This window comes from Streptomyces sp. RG80 (assembly GCF_040446465.1).
Taxonomy (GTDB): Bacteria; Actinomycetota; Actinomycetes; order Streptomycetales; family Streptomycetaceae; genus Streptomyces.
Genome location: NZ_JBEAAJ010000001.1, coordinates 1,091,859 through 1,113,914 on the forward strand (window position 1 = coordinate 1,091,859; position 22,056 = coordinate 1,113,914).

Here is a 22,056-nt window from a genome sequence, read left to right on the forward strand (position 1 = left end):
GGGCTCACACTAACGCTCCTGGTTGTAGGTGCTGTCAGGACCGAGGCCCTGGCCGTTCGTTTCACTGCCTGCGTTGCGGCCCCGCTGGACTCCGCGGCGCAGATTGCTCAGCCTGCCTCGGACGTCCTCGGGAGCGCGGGAGACCTGTGGGCCCCCCTGGGGGGTGGTTTCGGCGGCTCCCTCGACCAGGTTGGCCTTGGGTACCCGCCGCGGCAGACCGGAGGAGGTGACCCCGCCCGCCTTGGGCTTCTTGAGCGCCGAAGCCTGCTGCCAGCGCTCGTCGTTGGCCGAGCGCCAGTCGCCGTTGCCGTGGCCGTTGCTCTCCGGTGCGGAGGTCGACGGCTCCTGGCTCACACGCCGGGTGCCGAACATGTCGGTCTTGGTGCCCGTGCCGTTCGTACCGTTCGCAACGGCCGCGCCACTCGCTCCGCCCCCGCCGGATCCGCGGCGGGGAAGCCCTGCCTCGGTCAGGTCGTGGGCGGCCGACGGGGCCGGTCCCGGACGGTCGAAGCCTACGCGCTCACGCTCGTTCACGTCAGCGGCCTGCACGGATTCCGCTTCGGGAGCGTACTGGTCCTGGTACCCGTTCTGGTACGCGTCCTGCTGCGGCCAGTCGTCCTGGTAACGCCGCTCCTCGAACGCCGGAATCGAGTCCGGTACGGCGGAGTGGGCACCCGCGGGCGCCTCCTGCACCGGCTCCGGATACGCGGGCGCGGTCGGCTCGGGGTATCCGCCGCCGGGCGCGAAGGTGTCGTTCTGCGGCACCCCGCCGTTCGGCGCGAAGTACTGCTCGTCGTACGACGCCTGCTGCGGCTCCTCGTACGCGGCGCGCTGCGGCTCGGCGTACGGCGACTGCTGCTGCCCCTCGTAGCCCGAGGGCTGCTGGAAGCCGCCGTGGCCGTTGTCGTAGCCGGTCGGCTGACCACCGTCGAAGGACTCGGCGTACGACTGGCCCTCGGGGCCCTCCAGCGACGGCTGGCCGTGGGTCTGGGCCTCCAGGGCCGCGCGGCGCTCCTCACGCATGAGGGAGCGGCCCACCGGGTCCAGCTCGCGTATGTCGTCCGGGACCTCGGTGTAGCGGCTGTCGTCGAAGCCGAGCTCCGCGGCCGTACGCATCGGCAGGCCGTTGTTGAAGTCCTCGCCCTGGTACCCCTGCTCCGGGATGATCTGCGAGACGGTGAACTCGTCGGCGGCCGGCTGCTGCTCGCCGCCACCACCGTGGGTGATCGCGTCCGGCAGCATGACCAGCGAGGTCGTACCGGCCTGCTCGCCCGAGGGGCGCAGCTGGACGCGGATGCCGTGCCGGTCGGACAGCCGGCCGACCACGAACAGACCCATGCGCTGCGAGATCGCGGCGTCCACGGTCGGCGGGTTGGCCAGCTTGTGGTTGATGTCCGCGAAGTCCTCGGCGGTGAGGCCGATGCCCTTGTCGTGGATCTCGATCATCACGCGGCCGTCGGGGAGGCGGGTCGCGGTGACGCGGACCTTGGTCTGCGGGGAGGAGAACGTGGTGGCGTTCTCCAGGAGCTCGGCCAGCAGGTGCACGAGGTCGGTCACGGCACGGCCGTGGATCTCGGCCTCCGGGACGCCGGAGAGCTCGATGCGCTCGTACTGCTCCACCTCGGAGGAGGCGGCGCGCAGCACGTCGATCATCGGGACCGGCTGGTCCCAGCGGCGGCCGGGCTCCTCGCCGGCGAGGACCAGGAGGTTCTCGCCGTTGCGGCGCATACGGGTCGCGAGGTGGTCCAGGCGGAAGAGGTTCTCCAGCTGGTCCGGGTCGGCCTCGTTGTTCTCCAGGTCGGTGATCAGGGTCAGCTGGCCCTCGATCAGCGACTGGTTGCGGCGCGACAGGTTGGTGAAGATCGCGTTGATGTTGCCTCGCAGGAGAGCCTGCTCGGCGGCGAGCCGGACGGCCTCGCGGTGGACCTGGTCGAAGGCGCGGGCGACCTCGCCGATCTCGTCGGTCGAGTTGATCGGGATCGGCGCGACCCGGGTGTCCACGCGACCGGGGTCGGTGCGGGAGAGCTGGTCGACCAGCATCGGCAGCCGCTGCTCGGCGATACCGAAGGCGGCGTTGCGCAGCTGGCGCATCGAGCGGGACATCTGGCGGGCCACCATGCCGGCCAGGATGAACGCGGCGAGCAGCGCGACCACGACGGCGGCACCGGTGATCAGGGCGTCCTGCTTGGCGTCGTCGGCGATGCTCGCGGCCTCGTCCACCGCCTTGTCGGCCATGTCGGACTCGATGGTGCGGTAGGCCTTGTACTTGAGGGTGTTGACCGCCCACCAGTTCTCGGCGGTGACACCCTTCGTGGCGATCGCGTCCCGCTCGGCCTTGTCCGTGGAGGCCAGCGAGCCGATGTACTTGACCATCGTGACCGTGTCGGACGGCGGGGGCACGTAGTCCGGGTTCTTCTGCTTGGCCTGCTGGGCCATCGCCGCGCCGTCCGCCGTGGCCTGCTTCCGCAGGGTCGTGAGCTTCTGTGCGTCGGCCTCGGTGCCACCGCCGATGTACTCCTCGATGGCGATGCCCTCGAGGTAGGCGTACGAGGTGAGCGCGGTGCGCTGGGCGGCGAAGTCCGCGTCCTCGGGGCCCGGCTTGATCAGCAGGTGCATGCCGATGGAGCGCTCGAGCGACAGCGAGGCCTTGGTCAGCGCGATCGCGTAGACGGTACGGCCGTAGCTGGTGATGTTTCCGGTGCCGAGACCGAGCTCGTTGGAGAACTCCATCAAGGGGTGCGCGACCTCGACGTAGCCCTCTTCGGTCTGCACACCTCGGAGCTTCGTGGTGTACGCGGCCGCGCGCAGCTTCTGGAGGTTCGGCTCCACCTTGCGGAAGATCTGGAGGCGGCGCTCCAGGCCCGCGGTCTGCGGCATGTTCTGCGCGGCCTCGTCGAAGGCGTCGGCGGCGGTGTCCGTGGCCTTGCGGGCGGCGACCACCGTCTTGTCGTCCTCGCCCAGGCCCTGGAGCAGCGGGGCGGCGGTGGTGTCACGCTCGTTGTAGAGGGCGTCGCCGTAGGTCAGGGCGGCCCGGACCAGGCGGGCGGTCTTCTCCGCGTCCTCGGCCTGCTGCCAGGTGTCGATCGAGCTCTTCACCTGGAAGCCGCCCATGACGAGGCCGACCAGCACGGGTATGAGCAGGATCGCGTTCAGCCGCGTCGGCACGCGCCAGTTGCGCGGGGAGAGACGGCCGCCGCTCGGAGCGGGAGCGGCCGTCGGTTCCGAACCGGGCACAGGGGCGGGCGCCGCTCCGCGCGGCGGCGGGGTGAAGTTGCCCCGGGCCGACGGCTCGGGACCGTTCTTGCTTCGCCTCACTCGACCAACAACCTTCCGGCGGGGTCGGCACCAACGTTGTGCCGCAGTCTCTCAGAGCCCAGTGCGCCATCGACTAGTGAGTACGTCTTTGACTATTGGGCAGTTCAGGCATTCCAGCATGGCGGGCTACGGTCCTCCAAACATGGGAAGAGTACGGAGCACGCCGTTGTAAGCCCTAGATAAAACGGTCATAAAGAGCGAGCCCCGTCAAATGACGGGGCCTTTGTGAGCGCAGTGAGACCGGTTGGCAACGACGCGTGGCCATACCACCCGATTCCTCTGCCGAAACGTTATGAACACCGGGGCCGACCGTGTCAAAGGCCACAGCCGGCTCCGGGGCGTCTACGACAACTTCCGTATGGCACGGACGATTTGAGTGCTACCGCAGCCGTGCCATGAGGGCGTGCTCCACCAGCGTGATCAGGGCACTCTTCGCATCCGAGCGGTGCCGGGCGTCCGTGGTGATGATCGGGGTGTCCGGACCGATCTGGAGCGCCTCGCGCACCTCCTCGGGAGCGTACGGCTGGTGCCCCTCGAAGCCGTTGAGCGCGACGACGAACGGCAGACCGCTGTTCTCGAAGTAGTCGACCGCGGGGAAGCAGTCGGCGAGACGGCGGGTGTCCACCAGCACGATCGCGCCGATGGCGCCCCGCACCAGGTCGTCCCACATGAACCAGAAGCGGTCCTGACCGGGCGTACCGAAGAGGTACAGGATCAGGTCCTGGTCCAGGGTGATACGGCCGAAGTCCATGGCGACCGTGGTGGTCGTCTTGCCTCCGGTGTGCGTGAGGTCGTCGATCCCCGCGCTCGCCGAGGTCATCACGGCCTCGGTGCGCAGCGGGTTGATCTCGGAGACGGCGCCCACGAACGTGGTCTTGCCGACGCCGAAGCCGCCGGCCACCACGATCTTCGCGGAGGTGGTCGCCCGGCCTCCGTCAGAGCTTGCGAAGTCCACTGAGCACCCTTTCGAGCAGTGTCACGTCCGGAGCGCCGGTGCTCTCGTCGCCGCCCGGCTGGTGGATGGCGACGAGACCCGCCTCGGCGAGGTCCGCGACGAGGATGCGGGCCACGCCGAGCGGCATCGCCAGCAGCGCCGACACCTCGGCCACCGACTTCACCTCGCGGCACAGGTGGCAGATGCGCTGGTGCTCCGGGAGCAGGCCCATGAGTGCTGCCGGGTCGGCCGTGGTGCTGATCAGGGCCTCTATGGCGAGCTGGTAGCGCGGCCGGGTCCGGCCGCCGGTCATCGCGTACGGACGTACCAGCGGCTGGTCGCCCTCATCCTCGTACGGCTCCGCGTACGGATCATGAGAGGCGGTGGGCGGGGTCATGAATCCTCCGGGCGGGACAGCAAGTCGGTCAGTCAAGCCGTCTGACATGGCCGGTGGGGGGATTGTGGCGGCCGGACGGTGATTTGGTGAGACGGGTGGAGCCGGGGCCGGTCAGTGAAGCAGACTGCCCTGTAGTTCGGCGCGGAGATCGGGCGTGAGCACTGCCCCCGCGCGGTCGACGAGCAACGCCATCTCGTAGCCGACGAGGCCGATGTCGCACTCGGGGTGCGCGAGCACGGCCAGGGACGAGCCGTCCGAGACGGACATCAGGAACAGGAATCCCCGCTCCATCTCGACGACCGTCTGTGCCACGTTGCCGCCCTCGAAGATCCGGGAGGCCCCGGCCGTCAGCGAGGTCAGACCCGACGCGACGGCCGCCAGCTGGTCGGCACGGTCCCGCGGGAAACCCTCGGACATCGCCAGCAGAAGGCCGTCGGCGGACACGACGACGGTGTGGGACACCCCGGGGGTGTTGTCCACGAAGTTGGTGATCAACCAGTTGAGGTTCTGTGCCGCCTGGCTCATCGGGCTCAACTAACGCTCCTGCTGGTGAGTGGGGCTCGGGAAGCTGCCCGTCTGGCCTGTGCCGGCCTGACGACCCTGCGCGATACCCCGACGGAGATTGGTCAGACGACCGCGCACGTCATCAGGCGCACGCGAGACCGCCGGACCGCTTTGGTGCTGTTGCTGCTGAGCCGTGCCCGGGACGAGGTTCGCCCGGGGCACCCGGCGCGGCAGGCCGGAGGTGGTGACTCCGCCCGCGGCCGGCTGCCGGACGCGCTCTGCCTGCCGGACGAGGTCGTCGTTCGGCGAACTGCGCCAGCCGGCGTTGGCCGCCGGACGCTGCGGGGGAGCGGCAGGGGTCTGCGGCGCCTGCGGAGTCTGCGCCGGAACGTTGCCCTGCTGGTCCTGGTGATCCTGCTGGCCCTGCTGACCGTGGAACCAGTTGGTCTCCAGGGTGTCGTACAGCGGCGTCCGTCCGTCGCCCCCGCCCGGCGCCGGCGGCAGTGCCTCGGGCTCCTGACGGGTGGGGCGCTGCGGACGCTGCGGGACCGGGGGAAGCGGGGCGCCGAAATCGGCGGGACCACGTCCACCGTTCGTCTGCGGCCGCTCGAACTGACCGGTGTGCTGCGGGTTCTGGCCCGGCATCGGGAACTGGCCTGTGGAGCCGTTGTCGTAGCTCTGCGGAGCCGCGAACTGGCCCGTCGTGGAGGGGCTGTTCTGTCCCGGGGTGCCGAAGACGTCCGGGCGGACGAACGAACCGGTGCCGCTTTGCTGGGCGTCGAAGTCCGAGCGGGCGAACTGGCCCGTGTTCTGCGGCGTGTCGAAGTCGGGGCGGGCGAACTCCGAGGTGGAGCCGGGACCCTGGCGGCCGTCGGAGCGCGGGATCGCGGGCATCTCGGTGGTCGCGCCCGGACCCTGCCGGTCGTCGATCCGCGGCATCCGGGACGTCTGCGAGGGGTCCTGCTCGTCATGGCCGCGCGGGGCGTCCAGCGAGGCGTGCGAGATCTGCGGCTGCGCGTTCTCGTCGCTCCAGCTGGGCGTACGCGGCTGCTGCGGGTTGCCGCCGGGCAGCTCGGCCCGCGGACCGCCACGGCCCGGGAGCTGACGCCCACGGCGACGACCCTGCTGCTCGTTGCCCGAGCCGCCCGGAGCGGCGGACTGCTGCGGCGGTACAGGACCGCGCCCGCCACCGAAGGCGTCCTGCGGCGCGGACGTGCCCGCGGCCTGGAGACCCTGCGGGGCACCCGGCGCCTGACCGCCGAACCCGGCGCCCGCACCGGCCGGGGAAGGCCGGCCCTGCGGGGGAGCGGACGGCGACTGGGGACCGCGCGCGCCACCCGGCGCACCCGGACGACCACCGTTGCCCGTGCCCGGCAGTGCGGCCCGCGGCCCCTGACCGGCACTGAGCCGGCCACCGGGCTGCGCACCGGCACCGAGGACACCGCCACCGGCGGGCGCACCCGCGCCGAGCGAACCGCCCTGCTGACCGGGGCCACGGCGGGCCGCGGCCACACCGGCGGCCGCCTGCGCGGCGGACGGGGCGCCACCGGCACCCTGACCGGGCTTCGGCTGCGGCTTCTTGCCGCCCTGGGCGACGTCGACGGGCAGCATGACCAGCGCGGTCGTACCACCGGAGTCGGACGGGCGCAGCTGGATGCGGATGCCGTGTCGCTGGGACAGCCGGCCGACCACGAACAGACCCATGCGCCGGGAGACGGAGACGTCCACGGTGGGCGGCGAGGCGAGCCGCTCGTTGATCGCGGCGAGGTCCTCGGGGGAGAGGCCGATGCCGGTGTCGTGGATCTCGATCAGCACCCGGCCGTCGGGCAGGGCGTGACCGGTGACCTTGACCTTGGTCTGCGGCGAGGAGAACGAGGTCGCGTTCTCGAGCAGCTCGGCGAGGAGGTGCACGAGGTCGTTGACCACACGGCCGGCCACTTCGGTGGTCGGCACCGAGGCCAGCTCGATGCGCTCGTACTGCTCCACCTCGGAGGCCGCGGCGCGGAGCACGTCGACCAGCGGGACCGGGCGGGTCCAGCGGCGGCCGGGCTCCTCACCCGCGAGGACGAGGAGGTTCTCACCGTTACGGCGCATACGGGTCGCGAGGTGGTCCAGCTTGAACAGCGAGGACAGCTGGTCCGGGTCGGCCTCACGGGACTCGAGCTCGGAGATCAGCGACAGCTGGCGCTGGATAAGACCCTGGGAGCGGCGCGAGAGGTTGGTGAACATCGCGTTGACGTTGCCCCGCAGCAGGGCCTGCTCGGCGGCGAGGCGGACCGCCTCGCGGTGCACGTCGTCGAAGGCCGCGGCCACTCGGCCGATCTCGTCCCGGGAGTGCACACCGACCGACTCCACGGAGGTGTCGACGTCCTGCGGGTCGGACTCGGACAGCGCCTTGACCAGCTCCGGCAGCCGGTCCTGGGCGACCTTGGTGGCGGTCTCCTCGAGGCGGCGCAGCGAGCGGATCATGGACCGGGCGACGACGAAGGCGCCGACCAGCGAGATGCCGAGCACGAGCAGGATCAGCACACCGGAGATGATGGCTTCCTGCTCCGACTCGTTGCGCAGCTCGCGGGCCTTCTGCTCCATCTCCTCGAGCAGCGTGTGCTCGATCTTGCCCATCTGGTCGATCTTGGTCGAGCTGTCGTCCAGCCAGTCCTTGTACGACCGCTTGTCCAGGTTGTCCAGACCGTCCTCGGACCGCAGGGCCCGGCTGGCGTAGGTCTCGGCGGACTCGATGGTGGCGTTGTTGTCGCTGATCGGGTCGAGCAGTTCGGCGGCGCCGCTGCTCTTGCCGTAGATCGCGACGAAGCTCTTGGTGTCGGCTTCCTCGTTCTCGAACGCCGACTGGCCGTAGAGGCGGTCGTTCTCGGAGAGGTCGCCGAATTCGCTCTTGTTCGCGGGCAGGGCCGCGGCGAGGACCGCGCGCTGCACGGAGGCGTACTCCTTGGCGGCGGAGAAGGCCGCCAGGGCACGCGTGCGCTGGATCATCTCGGGGTTGCTGGTCGCCTGCGCCATGTCCTGCGACAGACCGAGCAGCTGCGTGATGAGCCGGTGGTACGCCTCCACCGTCTGGGTGGAGTTGCCCTTGGACTCGTACGCGGAGTTACGGACCTGCTCGATGTCGCTCAGGTTGTGGACGAGCAGCACCAGGTTCTCGCGGATGCCCTGGAGGCTGCCGTCGTTGCTGTCGTCGATCTCCTCGGAGGCGTCGACGAAGTCTTCCCTGGCGCGGTCGGTCTTGTCCCGCAGGCCCTTGATCGTGTAGTCGGTCGCGCTGGAGCCGTGTGCCAGCGGTCCGGCCGACTGGTCGCGCTCCGCCTGGAGCGCGTCGGCCAGCGCCGTCGCCTGCTTGGTCATGTCCGTCAGCAGCTTCATGTTCTCGAGCTGCTGGATGTCGTCCATGTTGTCGCTGATGCGCAGCGCGCCCAGCGAGGTGGCCGCGACCACGGGGAGCGCGAGCAGCGAGACCAGACGCGTGGAGATACGCCAGTTGCGCAGCGCTATTCGTGCGCCGGGACCGCTCGGGCCCTTCGGCGGCTTCACCGACGGGGCCGCGGGGTTCGCGGGTCCCGAGGACGCCGAGCCGGGGCGTCCGGAGCGGTCGCCTCCGTCGCCGGAGGAGGCCGCCGGGCCCTGGTTCTGGGCGTGCTGGGGCGCGGAGCCGCCTTTCATGGGGCCAGTCCCGCCGTGCGGCTCCGGCTCCGCCGAAGCGCTGCCATCCCTCTTGAAACGTCCCTGCACTAGCGTCGCAACCTCTGGACCAGGCACCCCTCCGCTTGAACGGAGGGACACGGTGTCGGCGTACTAGGGGGCGTCCTGAATTACGCCCCCCGGTGGTCGTGAGTGACCGGCGCTGGCTCCCCCTTCTCGCCGCCACCCGGCGCGCGGTGCGCCCCCTGTGCGCCGGCTCGTTCCTGCGGCGGTCCGTGAGATTCCAGCACAGTGCCGGATCTCCAACAAGGGCCGTAGGCCAGGCTGTGACTTCCGTGACAGCACGTGAGGGGCGCGTTACGAGACGTAGAAAGTGAACCAGCTCGAACTGGACGTAACCATACGGATCCCCCCGGCGCGAGGGGTGTCCCAGTCGCCATGATCAGGAGCGGAATGGTGGCTTCAGGGGGTCAATGTCCGTTTCGTTGGGGTGAGTTGCGGGTCTGAATTGACCGGTTTGTGTCCAGACTCGTGAGCAAACTCACACGCGGATCATGGGGTCTTCGCGTCCATCGGGGGGAATTGAATGTTTAGCCTGACGCTTTACAAGAACTCACGCTCTGTAAACCCGCGCCCGCCCGAGGCCCGACGACGACAAGGTTCCGTACAACCGTGAAGACGACGATGATGTTCCGCAACATAGCCAATCCGCGGCGCACGACGCTGGCGCACCTCGAGGACGCCGACGACCTGCAGACCCCGGAGCTCCCGGAGCACTCCGTCGACCTCCCGACCCAGACGGCCAACCCGCGCCGCACGGTCCTGATGGAGATCCCGGTCCCCGCCACCGCCGAGTAGATCACAGTCGTACGACCCTCAGGGCGCCCGCGCCAATGCGCGAGGCGCCCGCACCTTGCCGCGTTAGCCTGGAGCGTCAGACTCCAGACGGCTCAAGTGAGGGGCGCAAGGATCCCGTGCGCATCGCCAGATTCTCCATCGACGGGAACGTCGCCTTCGGCGCGGTCGAGGGCGACAAGCCCGAGGAGCTCGTCCTCGACATCATCAAGGGCATCCCGTTCGCGGACTTCGAGCTCTCGGGTACGAAGGTCCCGGTGAGCAAGGTCCGGCTGCTGCCGCCGGTGCTCCCCAACAAGGTCGTCGCCTTCGGCCGCAACTACGCCGAGCACGCGCGCGAGCTCGGCAATGAGGTCCCCGACGCCCCGTTCGCCTTCTTCAAGCCCTCCACCTCGGTGATCGGCCCCGGCGACGAGATCCAGTACCCGTCCTTCTCCGCGGACGTCCACCACGAGGCCGAACTGGCCGTCGTCATCGGCCGGATGTGCCGCGAGGTCCCGCGCGAACGCGTCAAGGACGTGATCTTCGGCTACACCTGCGCGAACGACATCACCGCCCGTGACGTCCAGAAGCGCGAGAAGCAGTGGGCGCGTGCGAAGGGCTTCGACAGCTCCTGCCCGCTGGGCCCCTGGGTGGAGACGGGCCTGGACCTGGAAACGGCCTCCGACCTGACGATCCAGCTCACCGTCAACGGCGAGCAGCGCCAGCTCGGCCGCACCAGCGAGATGATCCACGGCATCGAGGATCTGATCGTCAACATCTCCGAGGCCATGACGCTGCTCCCCGGCGACGTGATCCTCACGGGCACCCCGGCAGGCGTGGGGCCGCTCACCGTCGGCGACGAGGTCGCCGTCACCATCGAAGGCATCGGCACTCTCACCAACAAGGTTGTCAAGCGTGGCTAGCGCACCCGTCCGCGTACGTTTCTGTCCCTCGCCCACCGGTAACCCCCATGTGGGCCTGGTCCGCACCGCCCTGTTCAACTGGGCGTTCGCCAAGCACCACCAGGGCACGCTCGTCTTCCGCATCGAGGACACCGACGCGGCCCGCGACTCCGAGGAGTCGTACGACCAGCTGCTCGACTCGATGCGCTGGCTGGGCTTCGACTGGGACGAGGGCCCCGAGATCGGCGGCCCGCACGCGCCGTACCGCCAGTCGCAGCGGATGGACCTCTACAAGGACGTCGCCGCCAAGCTCCTGGACGCCGGCCACGCCTACCGCTGCTACTGCTCCCAGGCGGAGCTGGACGAGCGCCGCGAGGCCGCCCGCGCCGCCGGCAAGCCCTCCGGCTACGACGGCCACTGCCGCGACCTGAGCGCCGAGCAGGTCGAGGCGTACCAGGCCGAGGGCCGCGAGCCCATCGTCCGCTTCCGCATGCCCGACGAGACGATCACCTTCACGGACCTGGTCCGCGGCGAACTGACCTTCACGCCGGAGAACGTGCCGGACTACGGGATCGTACGAGCCAACGGAGCGCCCCTCTACACGCTCGTGAACCCCGTCGACGACGCCCTGATGGAGATCACCCACGTCCTGCGCGGCGAGGACCTGCTGTCGTCGACGCCCCGCCAGATCGCCCTGTACAAGGCGCTGATCGAGCTCGGCATCGCCAAGGACACCCCGCAGTTCGGGCACCTCCCGTACGTCATGGGCGAGGGCAACAAGAAGCTGTCGAAGCGCGACCCGGAGTCGTCGCTCAACCTCTACCGCGAGCGCGGCTTCCTGCCCGAGGGCCTGCTCAACTACCTTTCCCTGCTCGGCTGGTCGCTCTCGGCGGACAAGGACATCTTCACCATCGACGAGATGGTCGCGGCCTTCGACATCGCGGACGTCCAGCCCAACCCGGCCCGCTTCGACCTGAAGAAGTGCGAGGCGATCAACGCCGACCACATCCGCCTGCTGGACGTGAAGGACTTCACCGAGCGCTGCGCCCCGTGGCTCCGGGCCCCGTTCGCCCCCTGGGCCCCGGAGGACTTCGACGAGTCCAAGTGGCACGCGATCGCCCCGCACGCCCAGACCCGGCTGAAGGTCCTGTCGGAGATCACGGACAACGTCGACTTCCTGTTCCTGGCGGAGCCGGCCTTCGACGAGGCGTCCTGGACCAAGGCGATGAAGGAGGGCTCCGACGCCCTTCTGACGACCGCCCGCGCGAAGCTGGAGTCCGCGGACTGGACCTCGGCCGAGTCCCTCAAGGAGGCCGTCCTGGCCGCCGGCGAGGCCCACGGCCTCAAGCTCGGCAAGGCCCAGGCGCCGGTCCGCGTGGCCGTCACCGGCCGCACGGTCGGCCTGCCCCTCTTCGAGTCCCTGGAGGTCCTGGGCAAGGAGACGACGCTGGCCCGGATCGACGCGGCCCTGGCGAAGCTCGCCGCCTGACGCACATGTGAGGGGCGGCCCCCGGACCCCCCGGGGCCGCCCCGTCGCCGTACCCCGGACAGAGCGGCAACTGCCGGGTTACCGTCGGATCATGAGCATTCTGGCCGTGGTCTGGGACGTCGACGACACCCTCTTCGACTACACCGGTGCCGACCGCGCCGGAATGCGGCTGCACCTCGCGGCCGAGGGACTCCTGGACCGTCACGAGTCGGTCGAACAGGCCATCGTGCGCTGGCGGGAGATCACCGACGTCCAGTGGGCGCGGTTCTCGGCGGGAGAGGTCGACTTCCAGGGCCAGCGCCGGGACCGCGTACGGGTGTTCCTGGACGCGGAGCTGACCGACGCCGAGGCCGACGCCTGGTTCGAGCGGTACATCGCGCACTACGAGACCGTCTGGGCCCTCTTCCCGGACGTCCTGCCGGTCCTCGACGCCCTCGCCGCCAGCCACCGGCACGCCGTGCTCTCCAACTCCAGCATCCACGTTCAGGACCGCAAGCTGCGCGCCCTGGGTGTGTACGACCGCTTCGAGGCCGTCCTGTGCGCCGCCGAACTCGGCGTCTCCAAGCCGGAGGCCGGCGCCTTCCACGCGGCCTGCGAGGCCCTGGAGCTCGCCCCCGAACAGGTCGCCTATGTCGGGGACCACCCGGAGATCGACGGCCGCGGTGCCGCCGAGGCCGGCCTGCGCTCCTTCTGGATCGACCGGGACGGCGTCCACGTGGCCGCCGACGCCCCCATCGGCCTCCACCGGATCGCCACCCTCGCCGAACTCCCCACGATCCTCGGCGCGGATACCCGTTTTGGAGCCCCGTCCACCTTCGGGTAATGTTCTTCCTGCGCCGAGGGGAGCGGGCCGAGAGGCCGGAAACCCACAGCGCGAAACTAGAACAAGATCCCCCTCGGGGCTTGCGTTCCAGTGGCCTATGGTGTAATTGGCAGCACGACTGATTCTGGTTCAGTTAGTCTTGGTTCGAGTCCAGGTAGGCCAGCTCGCAGAGCTCATCTGCGCCGCGGAGATCAATTCCGCAAAGCCCCCGTTGTGTAGCGGCCTAGCACGCTGCCCTCTCAAGGCAGTAGCGCCGGTTCGAATCCGGTCGGGGGTACAGATCCTTCCCGCGAAGGTGGCTCGGGTAGCTCCCACCATCATCGATGCAGGATCGCTAGGGCCCCCGTTGTGTAGCGGCCTAGCACGCCGCCCTCTCAAGGCGGTAGCGCCGGTTCGAATCCGGTCGGGGGTACTGAGTGGTCTAAACCACATTGGTCTATGGTGTAATTGGCAACACTACGGTTTCTGGTACCGTCATTCTTGGTTCGAGTCCAGGTAGACCAGCTCGACCTGCGGCGTTGTAAGTCAAACGCATGCAGGATCGCTAGGGCCCCCGTTGTGTAGCGGCCTAGCACGCCGCCCTCTCAAGGCGGTAGCGCCGGTTCGAATCCGGTCGGGGGTACGCAGAGTGAAGGCCCTCCACTTCGGTGGGGGGCCTTCGTCGTGCTCGCGGGGCCTACTCGAAGCCGTACCGCCGCGTCGACTCCTCCTCCTGTGCCAGCCGGTGCAGCGCCTGGAGCATCGGCTCGACGAGTACGACGCCCAGCACCGCGACCTCCGCCTTCTCGGCCTCCGACACATGGGACTCCATGAACTCCATGTCCAGCTCCGCCACTTGGTACATCAACCGGGCGTAGGGCACGAGGCTTTCGAGGCTCCACTCGTAGCCGAGCCGACGCAGTGCCGCCGCCGCCACGACCAGGGAGCGGAAGGAGGGGGAGAGGGGGGCGAGGGACTGCGCGTTGGACCAGCCCAGCGTGCTGAGCAACTCCTCCATCGCGACCTTCGCGCCCTGTACGAACTCGTCGTCCGCGTCAGGCTCCGGTACCTGCGGGAGCGCCCAGACCGAGGAGCCGAGGCGGAGGGCTCGGGGCAGCGAGTCGTCGTCGACGTGCGCCAGTACCTCCCTGACCGTCGCCACCGGGACCCGGCCGACCTGGATCATCGCGCGGATCAGCCGCAGCCGGCGCAGATGCTCCTCGTCGTACTCGGCCGTGGTCGTGTTGATCTGCCGGCCGGGCGCCAACAGCCCTTCGCGCAGGTAGTACTTGATCGTCGCGGTGGACACCCCGCTGCGCTCGCTCAGTTCAGCCAGCCGCATGTCTTGCGCCCTTCCTTGGGGAGTGCCACTATCCAAGCATCACTCAGAAGGATAGTGGCGCTATCCGACAGGGGAGACGGGGGCTCGACATGTTCGCCAAGCCGGTACCGGGTCGCACCACCGCGGACGCCGAGGGCGATGTGGTCGTCCTGCTGATAGGCATGCGCATCAACCACTTCTGGGCCGTGCACCAGTGGCTCCCGGTCTTCGTGGGCATGCCGCGCATGCTGCGCGAGCTGCAGAAGGCGCCCGAGCGCGGACTGCTCAGCCATGTGCTGATGACGGCCTCGCCGCGGACGTACTACGTCGTCCAGTACTGGGAGTCCAAGGAGAAGCTGTACGCCTACGCGCACGCGCCGGACATGTTCCACCGCCGGGCGTGGGCGGCGCTCAACCGCAAGGAGAAGAAGGGGAAGCTCGGGCGGCACGTGGGCCTGTGGCACGAGGCGTACGTCGTGCCCGAGGGCTCGTACGAGTCGATCTACTTCGACATGCCGGCCTTCGGGCTGGCGGCGGCGCTTGGTCAGGTGCCGCTGGAGCGGCGGGGGCGCACCGCGAAGGACCGGTTCGCGCACCGGTCGGCGAAGGCGAAGGTGGCCGAAGAAGCCAGGTGACGGGGGATCGGGGGACGGGAAGGGCCTGCCGCGGCGTTGAGGCAGGTCCTTCCCGCTGTCGTGTCCCGGTGTCAGCCTGTGCGGCGCAGGGCCTCGGAGAGGCGGGCGGCGGCGTCGATGACCGCCTGGGCGTGCATACGGCCGGGGTGGCGGGTCAGGCGCTCGATGGGGCCGGAGACCGAGACGGCGGCCACCACACGGTTGGAGGGGCCGCGTACGGGCGCGGAGACGGACGCGACGCCCGGCTCGCGCTCGCCGATGGACTGGGCCCAGCCCCGGCGTCGTACGCCCGAGAGGGCGGTCGCGGTGAAGCGAGCGCCCTGGAGGCCGCGGTGCAGGCGCTCGGGCTCCTCCCAGGCCATCAGGATCTGGGCCGAGGAGCCGGCCTTCATGGTGAGCGTCGAGCCGACCGGGACGGTGTCCCGCAGTCCGGACAGGCGCTCGGCCGCGGCGACGCAGATGCGCATGTCGCCCTGGCGGCGGTAGAGCTGCGCGCTCTCGCCCGTGATGTCGCGCAGATGTGTGAGCACCGGCCCCGCGGTGGCGAGGAGACGGTCCTCACCCGCGGCCGCGGCCAGTTCCGCGAGGCGGGGGCCGAGAATGAAACGCCCCTGCATGTCGCGCGCCACCATACGGTGGTGTTCCAAGGCCACGGCCAGCCGGTGAGCCGTGGGTCGTGCCAGTCCGGTTGCCGCGACCAGACCCGCGAGGGTGGCCGGACCGGACTCCAGGGCGCTCAGGACAAGGGCTGCCTTGTCCAGGACGCCGACGCCGCTACTGTTGTCCATGAAACGATACTCACGTCTCACTCTGTGAAACGCAAGTTCCTTTTTTCGTGAGACGCGCAACCCTTGGATACACAGCGGCCCGCGGACCAACGGGCCTGGCGGCGGCTGCCCGGACATCAGGGGGCACGGGCGCCGCTTCCTGAAGATCTCTAGTTGGGTCGGCGCACCTTTGCCGGCCGGAGGGAAAGCGATGGGTAGGACACTCGCGGAGAAGGTCTGGGACGACCACGTCGTCCGGCGCGCCGAGGGCGAGCCCGACCTCCTCTTCATCGATCTGCACCTGCTGCACGAGGTGACCAGCCCGCAGGCCTTCGACGGTCTGCGCAAGAGCGGTCGCCAGGTGCGCCGGCTCGACCTGACCATCGCCACCGAGGACCACAACACCCCGACCCTCGACATCGACAAGCCCATCGCGGACCCGGTCTCCCGCGTCCAGCTGGAGACGCTGCGCAAGAACGCCGCCGAGTTCGGTGTGCGGCTGCACCCGCTGGGCGACGTCGAGCAGGGCGTCGTGCACGTCGTCGGCCCGCAGCTGGGTCTGACCCAGCCCGGTATGACGGTCGTCTGCGGCGACTCCCACACCTCCACGCACGGCGCCTTCGGCGGTCTGGCGTTCGGCATCGGCACCTCCCAGGTGGAGCACGTGCTGGCCACCCAGACGCTGCCGCTGGTCCGCCCGAAGACCATGGCCATCACGGTCGACGGCGAGCTGCCCGACGGCGTCACCGCCAAGGACCTGATCCTGGCGATCATCGCCAAGATCGGTACGGGTGGCGGCCAGGGCTACGTCCTGGAGTACCGCGGTTCCGCCATCGAGAAGCTCTCGATGGAAGCCCGCATGACCATCTGCAACATGTCGATCGAGGCCGGCGCCCGCGCGGGCATGATCGCCCCCGACCAGACCACCTTCGACTACCTCGAGGGCCGTCCGCACGCCCCCAAGGGCGAGGACTGGGACGCCGCCGTCGCGTACTGGAAGACCCTGAAGACGGACGAGGACGCCGAGTTCGACGCCGAGGTCGTCATCGACGCCGCGTCGCTGTCGCCGTTCGTCACCTGGGGTACCAACCCCGGCCAGGGCGCGCCGCTTTCGGCGAACGTCCCCGATCCTGCTTCGTACGAAGACGCTTCGGAGCGCCTCGCCGCCGAAAAGGCCCTGGAATACATGGGGTTGGAGGCCGGTCAGCCGCTGCGCTCCATCAAGGTGGACACCGTCTTCGTAGGTTCGTGCACCAACGGCCGCATCGAGGACCTGCGCGCCGCCGCCGAGCTCGTCAAGGGCCGCAAAGTCGCCGACGGCGTACGGATGCTGGTCGTCCCCGGCTCCGCGCGGGTCGGTCTGCAGGCCGTCTCCGAGGGCCTGGACGTCGTCTTCAAGGACGCCGGCGCCGAATGGCGGCACGCGGGCTGCTCGATGTGCCTGGGCATGAACCCCGACCAGCTGGCCCCCGGTGAGCGCTCCGCGTCCACCTCCAACCGCAACTTCGAGGGCAGGCAGGGCAAGGGCGGCCGTACGCACCTGGTCTCGCCGCAGGTCGCCGCCGCGACCGCCGTGCTGGGCCACCTGGCCTCGCCCGCCGACCTGTCCGACGCCCCTGTCGCCGCTGGAGTCTGAGAGTCATGGAAGCATTCACCACGCACACCGGCCGGGCCGTCCCGCTGCGCCGCTCCAACGTCGACACCGACCAGATCATCCCTGCTCACTGGCTCAAGAAGGTGACCAGGGACGGTTTCGAGGACGGGCTGTTCGAGGCCTGGCGCAAGGACGAGAAATTCATCCTCAACCAGCCCGAGCGCAAGGGCGCGACCGTCCTGGTCACCGGCCCCGACTTCGGCACCGGCTCCTCCCGTGAGCACGCCGTGTGGGCGCTGCAGAACTACGGCTTCAAGACCGTCATCTCCTCCCGGTTCGCCGACATCTTCCGCGGCAACTCGCTCAAGAACGGCCTGCTCACGGTGGTTCTGGAGCAGAAGATCGTGGACGCGCTCCAGGAGCTCACCGAGAAGGACCCCGAGGCCGAGATCACGGTCGACCTCGAGGCCCGCGAGGTGCGCGCCGAAGGCATCACCGCGAGCTTCGAGCTGGACGAGAACTCCCGCTGGCGGCTGCTGAACGGGCTGGACGACATCTCCATCACCCTCCAGAACGCGGACGACATCGCCGCCTACGAGGCCAAGCGCCCCTCGTACAAGCCGCGGACGCTCGAGGTCTGACCCGGAGCCGTCCAACAGGTCGAATTCAGGCCACCGCAACACCCCCGCCGTACCCCCGATCAGCCCGATCGGGGGTACGGCTGTGTCTGCACCCGAACGGCCCTGCGCGCACCCGTGACCGTCCTCAACTTCCCACGTTAGGACGGGTGTTGCCGGGGTACGCGACTGATGTAACCGTGACTTCCGCAAACGCCCGGAAGGCCGTTTGAGGCGGCAGTTGCACCCTGAGCAGGCGACAACTCGCCCCAGATGGCACAATCTGTGCATGGAACACGACGGCCAACTCGAGCTCTATGCGGCAGTCGCGGACCAACTCAAGGAAGCGCACACAAGAGTGCGCGCACTGCAAGTCCCGGAGGGCGTACGGATGGCGCTGACCCGGAAGCTGCTGGTCATTACGGCCGCGGCCAAGCACGATCTCGCCGATGCGGCAAGGCGTCTGGAGGCCTTCACGGCGGACCTCGACGCGGGTCGATTCCCCGAAGAGGAACGCTGAGACAAGTCCGAGACAGCCGAAACCGTTGCGGCACAAGGGTGATAAGCCCGTTTCGTGTTTGATTTGCGGTATATATCTGCCTAACGTGCGAAAAAGCTTGAACAGTTTCGTTCGGGCAATGTCTCCGAAGGGGAAGACGTGAACAAGGCGCAGCTCGTAGAAGCGATTGCCGACAAGGTCGGTGGCCGCCAGCAGGCCGCCGAAGCGGTCGACGCGGTCCTGGACGCCATCGTCCGCGCGACCGTGGCGGGGGACCGGGTCTCGGTCACCGGCTTCGGTTCGTTCGAGAAGGTCGACCGTCCGGCCCGGTACGCCCGCAACCCCCAGACGGGCGAGCGGGTTCGGGTCAAGAAGACCTCCGTTCCGCGCTTCCGTGCGGGCCAGGGCTTCAAGGACCTGGTGAGCGGCACGAAGAAGCTCCCGAAGAACGACGTGGCCGTCAAGAAGGCCCCCAAGGGCAGCCTGACCGGCGGAGCTTCCGCGACGGTCAAGAAGGCCGCCGCGAAGAAGGCCGCCCCGGCGAAGCGGGCGACCGCCGCCGCGAAGAAGACCACGGCGAAGAAGACGACCGCCAAGAAGACCACGGCGACCGCGAAGAAGACCACGGCGAAGAAGACGACGGCCAAGAAGACCACGGGCGCCGCCAAGACCACCGCCGCGAAGAAGACCACCGCCAAGAAGGCGACGGCCAAGAAGGCCCCGGCGAAGAAGGCGACGGCCAAGAAGGCCCCCGCCAAGAAGTCGACGGCTCGCACGACCACCGCCAAGAAGGCCACCGCCCGCAAGAGGTAGGGGCGCAGCGGTACTCACGCGCCGGGCCGGACTCCGTTGTGGAGTCCGGCCCGCGGCGTGTTCAGGGGGAGGTCAGAAGGTCTGCAGGGTCACGAGGGTGACCTTGGAGTCTTCCAGTTCGATGCGTACCCGCTGGCCGGGGCGCAGGAGCCTGAGGCCGCCCGCGTCGAACGCCGGGGCGTCGAAGGGGACGGGGGTGCCGTCGTCCAGGAGGACGCTGCCGGTGCGGGTCTCGGCGTCGTAGGTGTAAGCGGTGGCCTGCATGGGCGCCAGGGTAATGGGTTGTCGTCGGGTGCGGGTCGCGTCGTGGCTGGTCGCGCAGTTCCCCGCGCCCCTTCGGGGCGCTCCTATTGACCCCCGATCAACAGTCCCGCCGTCGCAGCCGCCGTCTGCGGGCCCACCCCCAGTGCCAGCGCCACCCGCAGGTCCTCGCCCGTGTCCACGTCCTGGCGGACCGAATCCACCCCGGCGAGGCGCAGCTCCACCGCCCCCGACGCCCGATGCCGGGCCCGGGAATCCGTGCCGAAGAGCGGGTGCAATTCCTGGCCCGGTCGGGCCGCCAGCAAGGTCGTGCCTATTGCGGCGGCGTCCGGGAGAAAAGCGCGCGGGAATTCGGCGGCCGCATCCAGTACCCGGGCCAATTCCAGGGGGCGCAGGGCCGGCAGATCGGCGTTCAGGGCCGCCACCGCGCTTTCCGGGTGCGCGGCGCGGACCACTTCGGCGCCGTACGCCAAAGCCGCGTTCAGGCCCCCTCTCGGCTCGCCGGGGACGATTCGGGCGCCCAGGGCGGCCAGCTCCCGTGCGGCCAGGGCGTCGTCCGTGACGACCGCCACATCCCCGACGGCGGGGCCGGCCAGCGCCGCTGCCACCGTGTCCTGGGCGAAGGCGAGGGCCAGGCCCGGACGCAGTCCGTCGGCGGCGGTGTCCGAGAGCCTGCTCTTGGCCCGCGCCAGGGGCTTCAGGGGTATGACCAAGGTCCACTGCACGAGCGTTCCGTCCCTCTCTTGTCGCGAGCATTGTCACTCAGCCGTCACCTCGCCCATCTGGCGGCCGTCGCCGCTAGGCGTACGGTGTTCTCGACAGACCGGCGGCCTGGGGCGACACTTGTGCGGCCCTCAAGGCCCTAGAGGAAGGTGTCCGCGTGCCCCGCCGCAGAATCGGCTTCTGGTACCGCCTCGCAGCGGTGATCGCCAAACCGCCGCTGGTGGTTCTGATCAAGCGGGACTGGCGCGGAATGGAGAACATTCCGGCCGACGGCGGATTTATCACCGCGGTGAACCACAATTCGCACATCGATCCCTTCGCCTACGCGCACTTTCAGTACAACACCGGCCGCGTTCCGCGATTCCTCGCGAAGAGTGGTCTTTTCAACAAGGGATTCATCGGCGCCATGATGCGCGGCACCGGACAGATCCCCGTCTATCGCGAGACCACCGACGCGCTGAGCGCCTTCCGGGCCGCGATCGACGCCGTGGAACGCGGCGAGTGCGTCGCCTTCTACCCCGAGGGCACCATCACCCGGGACCCCGACCAGTGGCCCATGACCGGCAAGACCGGCGCCGCGCGCGTGGCCCTGCAGACCAAGTGCCCGGTGATCCCGGTCGCGCAGTGGGGCGCCAACGAACTGCTGCCGCCGTACGCCAAGAAGCTCAACCTCCGTCCCCGCAAGACCTCGCACGTCCTCGCGGGCCCCCCGGTGGACCTCTCGCGCTTCTACGACCGGGAGATGAGCCCGGAACTCCTGAAGGAGGCGACCGAGGTCATCATGGCCGCGGTCACCCGCCAGCTGGAGGAGATCCGCGGCGCGAAGGCGCCCGAGTCACCTTACGACCCGCGCCAGGAGCGGATCGAGCAGCGGCGCAGGACCTCCGCGCAGACTCAGCCGAAGGTCGAGCAGGAAGAAGGGCGGAGCAAGTGAGCAAGTCCGTCAAGGCGGCCGTCTTCGGCACCGGATCGTGGGGCACCGCCTTCGGCATGGTGCTCGCCGACGCGGGCTGCGAGGTCACCCTGTGGGGCCGTCGCGCCGAACTCGCGGAAGCGGTCAACTCCACGCACACCAACCCGGACTACCTGCCCGGCGTCGAACTCCCGGCGAACCTGCGGGCGACGACCGACGCCGCGGAGGCCGCGCGCGACGCCGACTTCACCGTTCTCGCCATCCCCTCGCAGACGTTGCGCGGCAACCTCGCCGAGTGGGTGCCGCTGCTCGCGCCCGACACGGTGCTCGTCTCGCTGATGAAGGGCGTCGAACTCGGCTCCGCCATGCGGATGAGCGAGGTGATCGAGGACGTCGCCAAGGTCGGCCGCGACCGCATCGCCGTGGTCACCGGACCCAACCTCGCGCGCGAGATCGCCGCCCGGATGCCGGCCGCCGCGGTCGTCGCGTGCACCGACGAGTCGGTGGCCCGAAAACTCCAGGCGGCTTGCCACACGCCGTACTTCAGGCCGTACACCGAGACGGACGTGATCGGTTGCGAGCTGGGCGGTGCCGTGAAGAACGTCATCGGGCTCGCCGTCGGCATCGCGGACGGCATGGGGCTCGGCGACAACACCAAGGGCTCGCTCATCACGCGCGGTCTCGCCGAGACGATGCGACTGGGCGCCGCGATGGGCGCCGACCCGCTGACGTTCTCCGGACTCGCCGGTCTGGGCGACCTGGTGGCGACCTGCTCCTCGCCGCTGTCCCGCAACCACACCTTCGGCACCAACCTCGGCAAGGGCATGACCCTGCAGGAGACCATCGCGGTCACCAAGCAGACCGCCGAGGGCGTCAAGTCCTGTGAGTCCGTGCTGGATCTGGCCCGTCGGCACGGCGTCGACATGCCGATCACCGAGACGGTCGTCGCCATCGTGCACGAGGGCAAGCCTCCGGTGGTCGCCGTCAAGGAGCTGATGTCGCGCAGCGCGAAGCCCGAACGACGCTGAGCGACGCCGGTCGAGCGACGCTGTATCGGGGCTCTACCAACGGGTACTCTC

General features: G+C 69.5%; 20 protein-coding genes and 5 tRNA genes. 16 read left to right on the forward strand and 9 right to left on the reverse strand.

Features of this window, described 5'->3' with window-relative positions:
- Nucleotides 1–9: 9 nt before the first annotated feature.
- The 5 genes from ABKA17_RS05010 to ABKA17_RS05030 all read right to left on the reverse strand — a co-directional run bounded on the left by ABKA17_RS05010 (nucleotide 10) and on the right by ABKA17_RS05030 (nucleotide 8,894).
- On the reverse strand, nucleotides 10–3,315 hold the full coding sequence (locus ABKA17_RS05010; RefSeq protein ID WP_353690588.1) for a sensor histidine kinase: 3,306 nt from the start codon (nucleotides 3,313–3,315) through the stop codon (nucleotides 10–12).
- 379 nt (nucleotides 3,316–3,694) lie between these two features.
- Nucleotides 3,695–4,270 carry a GTP-binding protein gene (locus tag ABKA17_RS05015; protein ID WP_046258886.1) on the reverse strand — a complete coding sequence of 192 codons (576 nt, stop codon included), beginning with the start codon at nucleotides 4,268–4,270 and terminating at the stop codon, nucleotides 3,695–3,697.
- Nucleotides 4,251–4,646, reverse strand: coding sequence for a DUF742 domain-containing protein (locus tag ABKA17_RS05020; RefSeq protein WP_030611532.1), 396 nt, complete (start codon nucleotides 4,644–4,646; stop codon nucleotides 4,251–4,253). The genes ABKA17_RS05015 and ABKA17_RS05020 overlap by 20 nt, the downstream gene beginning before the upstream one ends.
- 111 nt (nucleotides 4,647–4,757) lie before the next feature.
- Nucleotides 4,758–5,171, reverse strand: coding sequence for a roadblock/LC7 domain-containing protein (locus ABKA17_RS05025; RefSeq protein ID WP_003973453.1), 414 nt, complete (start codon nucleotides 5,169–5,171; stop codon nucleotides 4,758–4,760).
- Nucleotides 5,172–5,180: 9 nt separating this feature from the next.
- Nucleotides 5,181–8,894 carry a sensor histidine kinase gene (locus ABKA17_RS05030; RefSeq protein WP_353690589.1) on the reverse strand — a complete coding sequence of 1,238 codons (3,714 nt, stop codon included), beginning with the start codon at nucleotides 8,892–8,894 and terminating at the stop codon, nucleotides 5,181–5,183.
- Between the two features lie 582 nt (nucleotides 8,895–9,476).
- Here ABKA17_RS05030 and ABKA17_RS05035 point away from each other — a divergent pair.
- The 9 genes from ABKA17_RS05035 (at nucleotide 9,477) to ABKA17_RS05075 (ending at nucleotide 13,477) form a co-directional block, all read left to right on the forward strand.
- A complete protein-coding gene (locus ABKA17_RS05035; protein WP_353690590.1) occupies nucleotides 9,477–9,662 on the forward strand; it encodes a hypothetical protein in 186 nt (61 codons plus the stop codon).
- Nucleotides 9,663–9,778: 116 nt separating this feature from the next.
- On the forward strand, nucleotides 9,779–10,564 hold the full coding sequence (locus ABKA17_RS05040) for a fumarylacetoacetate hydrolase family protein (RefSeq protein ID WP_353690591.1): 786 nt from the start codon (nucleotides 9,779–9,781) through the stop codon (nucleotides 10,562–10,564).
- Nucleotides 10,548–12,032 carry a glutamate--tRNA ligase gene (gltX, locus tag ABKA17_RS05045; RefSeq protein WP_353690592.1) on the forward strand — a complete coding sequence of 495 codons (1,485 nt, stop codon included), beginning with the start codon at nucleotides 10,548–10,550 and terminating at the stop codon, nucleotides 12,030–12,032. The genes ABKA17_RS05040 and gltX overlap by 17 nt, the downstream gene beginning before the upstream one ends.
- 91 nt (nucleotides 12,033–12,123) lie before the next feature.
- Nucleotides 12,124–12,855 carry an HAD family hydrolase gene (locus ABKA17_RS05050; protein WP_353690593.1) on the forward strand — a complete coding sequence of 244 codons (732 nt, stop codon included), beginning with the start codon at nucleotides 12,124–12,126 and terminating at the stop codon, nucleotides 12,853–12,855.
- A 91-nt stretch (nucleotides 12,856–12,946) separates the two neighbouring features.
- Nucleotides 12,947–13,018, forward strand: a tRNA-Gln gene (locus ABKA17_RS05055).
- A 41-nt stretch (nucleotides 13,019–13,059) separates the two neighbouring features.
- Nucleotides 13,060–13,132: transfer RNA gene (locus ABKA17_RS05060), tRNA-Glu, on the forward strand.
- Nucleotides 13,133–13,194: 62 nt separating this feature from the next.
- Nucleotides 13,195–13,267, forward strand: a tRNA-Glu gene (locus ABKA17_RS05065).
- A gap of 20 nt (nucleotides 13,268–13,287) precedes the next feature.
- A tRNA-Gln gene (locus tag ABKA17_RS05070) sits at nucleotides 13,288–13,359 on the forward strand.
- Between the two features lie 45 nt (nucleotides 13,360–13,404).
- Nucleotides 13,405–13,477, forward strand: a tRNA-Glu gene (locus tag ABKA17_RS05075).
- Nucleotides 13,478–13,531: 54 nt separating this feature from the next.
- On the opposite strand, the gene ABKA17_RS05080 is transcribed toward ABKA17_RS05075, so the two are convergent.
- Nucleotides 13,532–14,176, reverse strand: a complete 645-nt coding sequence (locus tag ABKA17_RS05080) for a MerR family transcriptional regulator (protein WP_353690594.1) — start codon at nucleotides 14,174–14,176, stop codon at nucleotides 13,532–13,534.
- A gap of 89 nt (nucleotides 14,177–14,265) precedes the next feature.
- On the opposite strand from ABKA17_RS05080, the gene ABKA17_RS05085 reads away from it, so the two are divergent.
- Entirely contained in the window at nucleotides 14,266–14,790 is a 525-nt protein-coding gene (locus tag ABKA17_RS05085) for a DUF4188 domain-containing protein (protein WP_353690595.1), read from the forward strand.
- 71 nt (nucleotides 14,791–14,861) lie between these two features.
- Here the strand turns inward: ABKA17_RS05085 and ndgR are convergent, their stop codons facing one another.
- Nucleotides 14,862–15,578: an IclR family transcriptional regulator NdgR gene (gene ndgR, locus ABKA17_RS05090; protein WP_007384919.1), complete on the reverse strand. Its 717-nt coding sequence runs from the start codon at nucleotides 15,576–15,578 to the stop codon at nucleotides 14,862–14,864.
- A gap of 190 nt (nucleotides 15,579–15,768) precedes the next feature.
- Between ndgR and leuC the strand changes: the two genes are divergently transcribed.
- The 4 genes from leuC (at nucleotide 15,769) to ABKA17_RS05110 (ending at nucleotide 19,080) form a co-directional block, all read left to right on the forward strand.
- Entirely contained in the window at nucleotides 15,769–17,193 is a 1,425-nt protein-coding gene (gene leuC, locus ABKA17_RS05095) for a 3-isopropylmalate dehydratase large subunit (protein WP_353690596.1), read from the forward strand.
- 5 nt (nucleotides 17,194–17,198) lie between these two features.
- A complete protein-coding gene (gene leuD, locus ABKA17_RS05100; RefSeq protein ID WP_353690597.1) occupies nucleotides 17,199–17,792 on the forward strand; it encodes a 3-isopropylmalate dehydratase small subunit in 594 nt (197 codons plus the stop codon).
- A gap of 265 nt (nucleotides 17,793–18,057) precedes the next feature.
- The gene (locus tag ABKA17_RS05105) at nucleotides 18,058–18,288 is read left to right on the forward strand and encodes an SCO5555 family protein (RefSeq protein ID WP_079310414.1); all 231 of its coding nucleotides are present in this window, start codon (nucleotides 18,058–18,060) and stop codon (nucleotides 18,286–18,288) included.
- A 138-nt stretch (nucleotides 18,289–18,426) separates the two neighbouring features.
- Entirely contained in the window at nucleotides 18,427–19,080 is a 654-nt protein-coding gene (locus ABKA17_RS05110; RefSeq protein ID WP_353690598.1) for an HU family DNA-binding protein, read from the forward strand.
- A gap of 72 nt (nucleotides 19,081–19,152) precedes the next feature.
- Here the strand turns inward: ABKA17_RS05110 and ABKA17_RS05115 are convergent, their stop codons facing one another.
- Both ABKA17_RS05115 and cofC read right to left on the reverse strand, forming a co-directional pair.
- Complete coding sequence (locus ABKA17_RS05115) at nucleotides 19,153–19,344, reverse strand: hypothetical protein (RefSeq protein ID WP_126274561.1); 192 nt, start codon at nucleotides 19,342–19,344, stop codon at nucleotides 19,153–19,155.
- Nucleotides 19,345–19,427: 83 nt separating this feature from the next.
- A complete protein-coding gene (gene cofC / locus ABKA17_RS05120; protein ID WP_353690599.1) occupies nucleotides 19,428–20,066 on the reverse strand; it encodes a 2-phospho-L-lactate guanylyltransferase in 639 nt (212 codons plus the stop codon).
- Between the two features lie 155 nt (nucleotides 20,067–20,221).
- On the opposite strand from cofC, the gene ABKA17_RS05125 reads away from it, so the two are divergent.
- Together ABKA17_RS05125 and ABKA17_RS05130 are read left to right on the forward strand one after the other, a co-directional pair.
- On the forward strand, nucleotides 20,222–20,998 hold the full coding sequence (locus tag ABKA17_RS05125) for a lysophospholipid acyltransferase family protein (RefSeq protein ID WP_353690600.1): 777 nt from the start codon (nucleotides 20,222–20,224) through the stop codon (nucleotides 20,996–20,998).
- Nucleotides 20,995–22,005, forward strand: coding sequence for an NAD(P)H-dependent glycerol-3-phosphate dehydrogenase (locus ABKA17_RS05130; RefSeq protein ID WP_353690601.1), 1,011 nt, complete (start codon nucleotides 20,995–20,997; stop codon nucleotides 22,003–22,005). The genes ABKA17_RS05125 and ABKA17_RS05130 overlap by 4 nt, the downstream gene beginning before the upstream one ends.
- Nucleotides 22,006–22,056 lie beyond the last annotated feature (51 nt).

What these genes read in the sequence shown, in the direction of transcription:
- ABKA17_RS05115 (WP_126274561.1), bottom strand. Translation starts at nt 19,344, where the DNA reads ATGCAGGCCACCGCTTACACCTACGACGCCGAGACCCGCACCGGCAGC.
- ABKA17_RS05025 (WP_003973453.1), bottom strand. Translation starts at nt 5,171, where the DNA reads ATGAGCCAGGCGGCACAGAACCTCAACTGGTTGATCACCAACTTCGTG.
- ABKA17_RS05080 (WP_353690594.1), bottom strand. Translation starts at nt 14,176, where the DNA reads ATGCGGCTGGCTGAACTGAGCGAGCGCAGCGGGGTGTCCACCGCGACG.
- ABKA17_RS05085 (WP_353690595.1), top strand. Translation starts at nt 14,266, where the DNA reads ATGTTCGCCAAGCCGGTACCGGGTCGCACCACCGCGGACGCCGAGGGC.
- ABKA17_RS05020 (WP_030611532.1), bottom strand. Translation starts at nt 4,646, where the DNA reads ATGACCCCGCCCACCGCCTCTCATGATCCGTACGCGGAGCCGTACGAG.
- ABKA17_RS05050 (WP_353690593.1), top strand. Translation starts at nt 12,124, where the DNA reads ATGAGCATTCTGGCCGTGGTCTGGGACGTCGACGACACCCTCTTCGAC.
- leuD (WP_353690597.1), top strand. Translation starts at nt 17,199, where the DNA reads ATGGAAGCATTCACCACGCACACCGGCCGGGCCGTCCCGCTGCGCCGC.
- leuC (WP_353690596.1), top strand. Translation starts at nt 15,769, where the DNA reads ATGGGTAGGACACTCGCGGAGAAGGTCTGGGACGACCACGTCGTCCGG.
- ABKA17_RS05105 (WP_079310414.1), top strand. Translation starts at nt 18,058, where the DNA reads ATGGAACACGACGGCCAACTCGAGCTCTATGCGGCAGTCGCGGACCAA.
- ndgR (WP_007384919.1), bottom strand. Translation starts at nt 15,578, where the DNA reads ATGGACAACAGTAGCGGCGTCGGCGTCCTGGACAAGGCAGCCCTTGTC.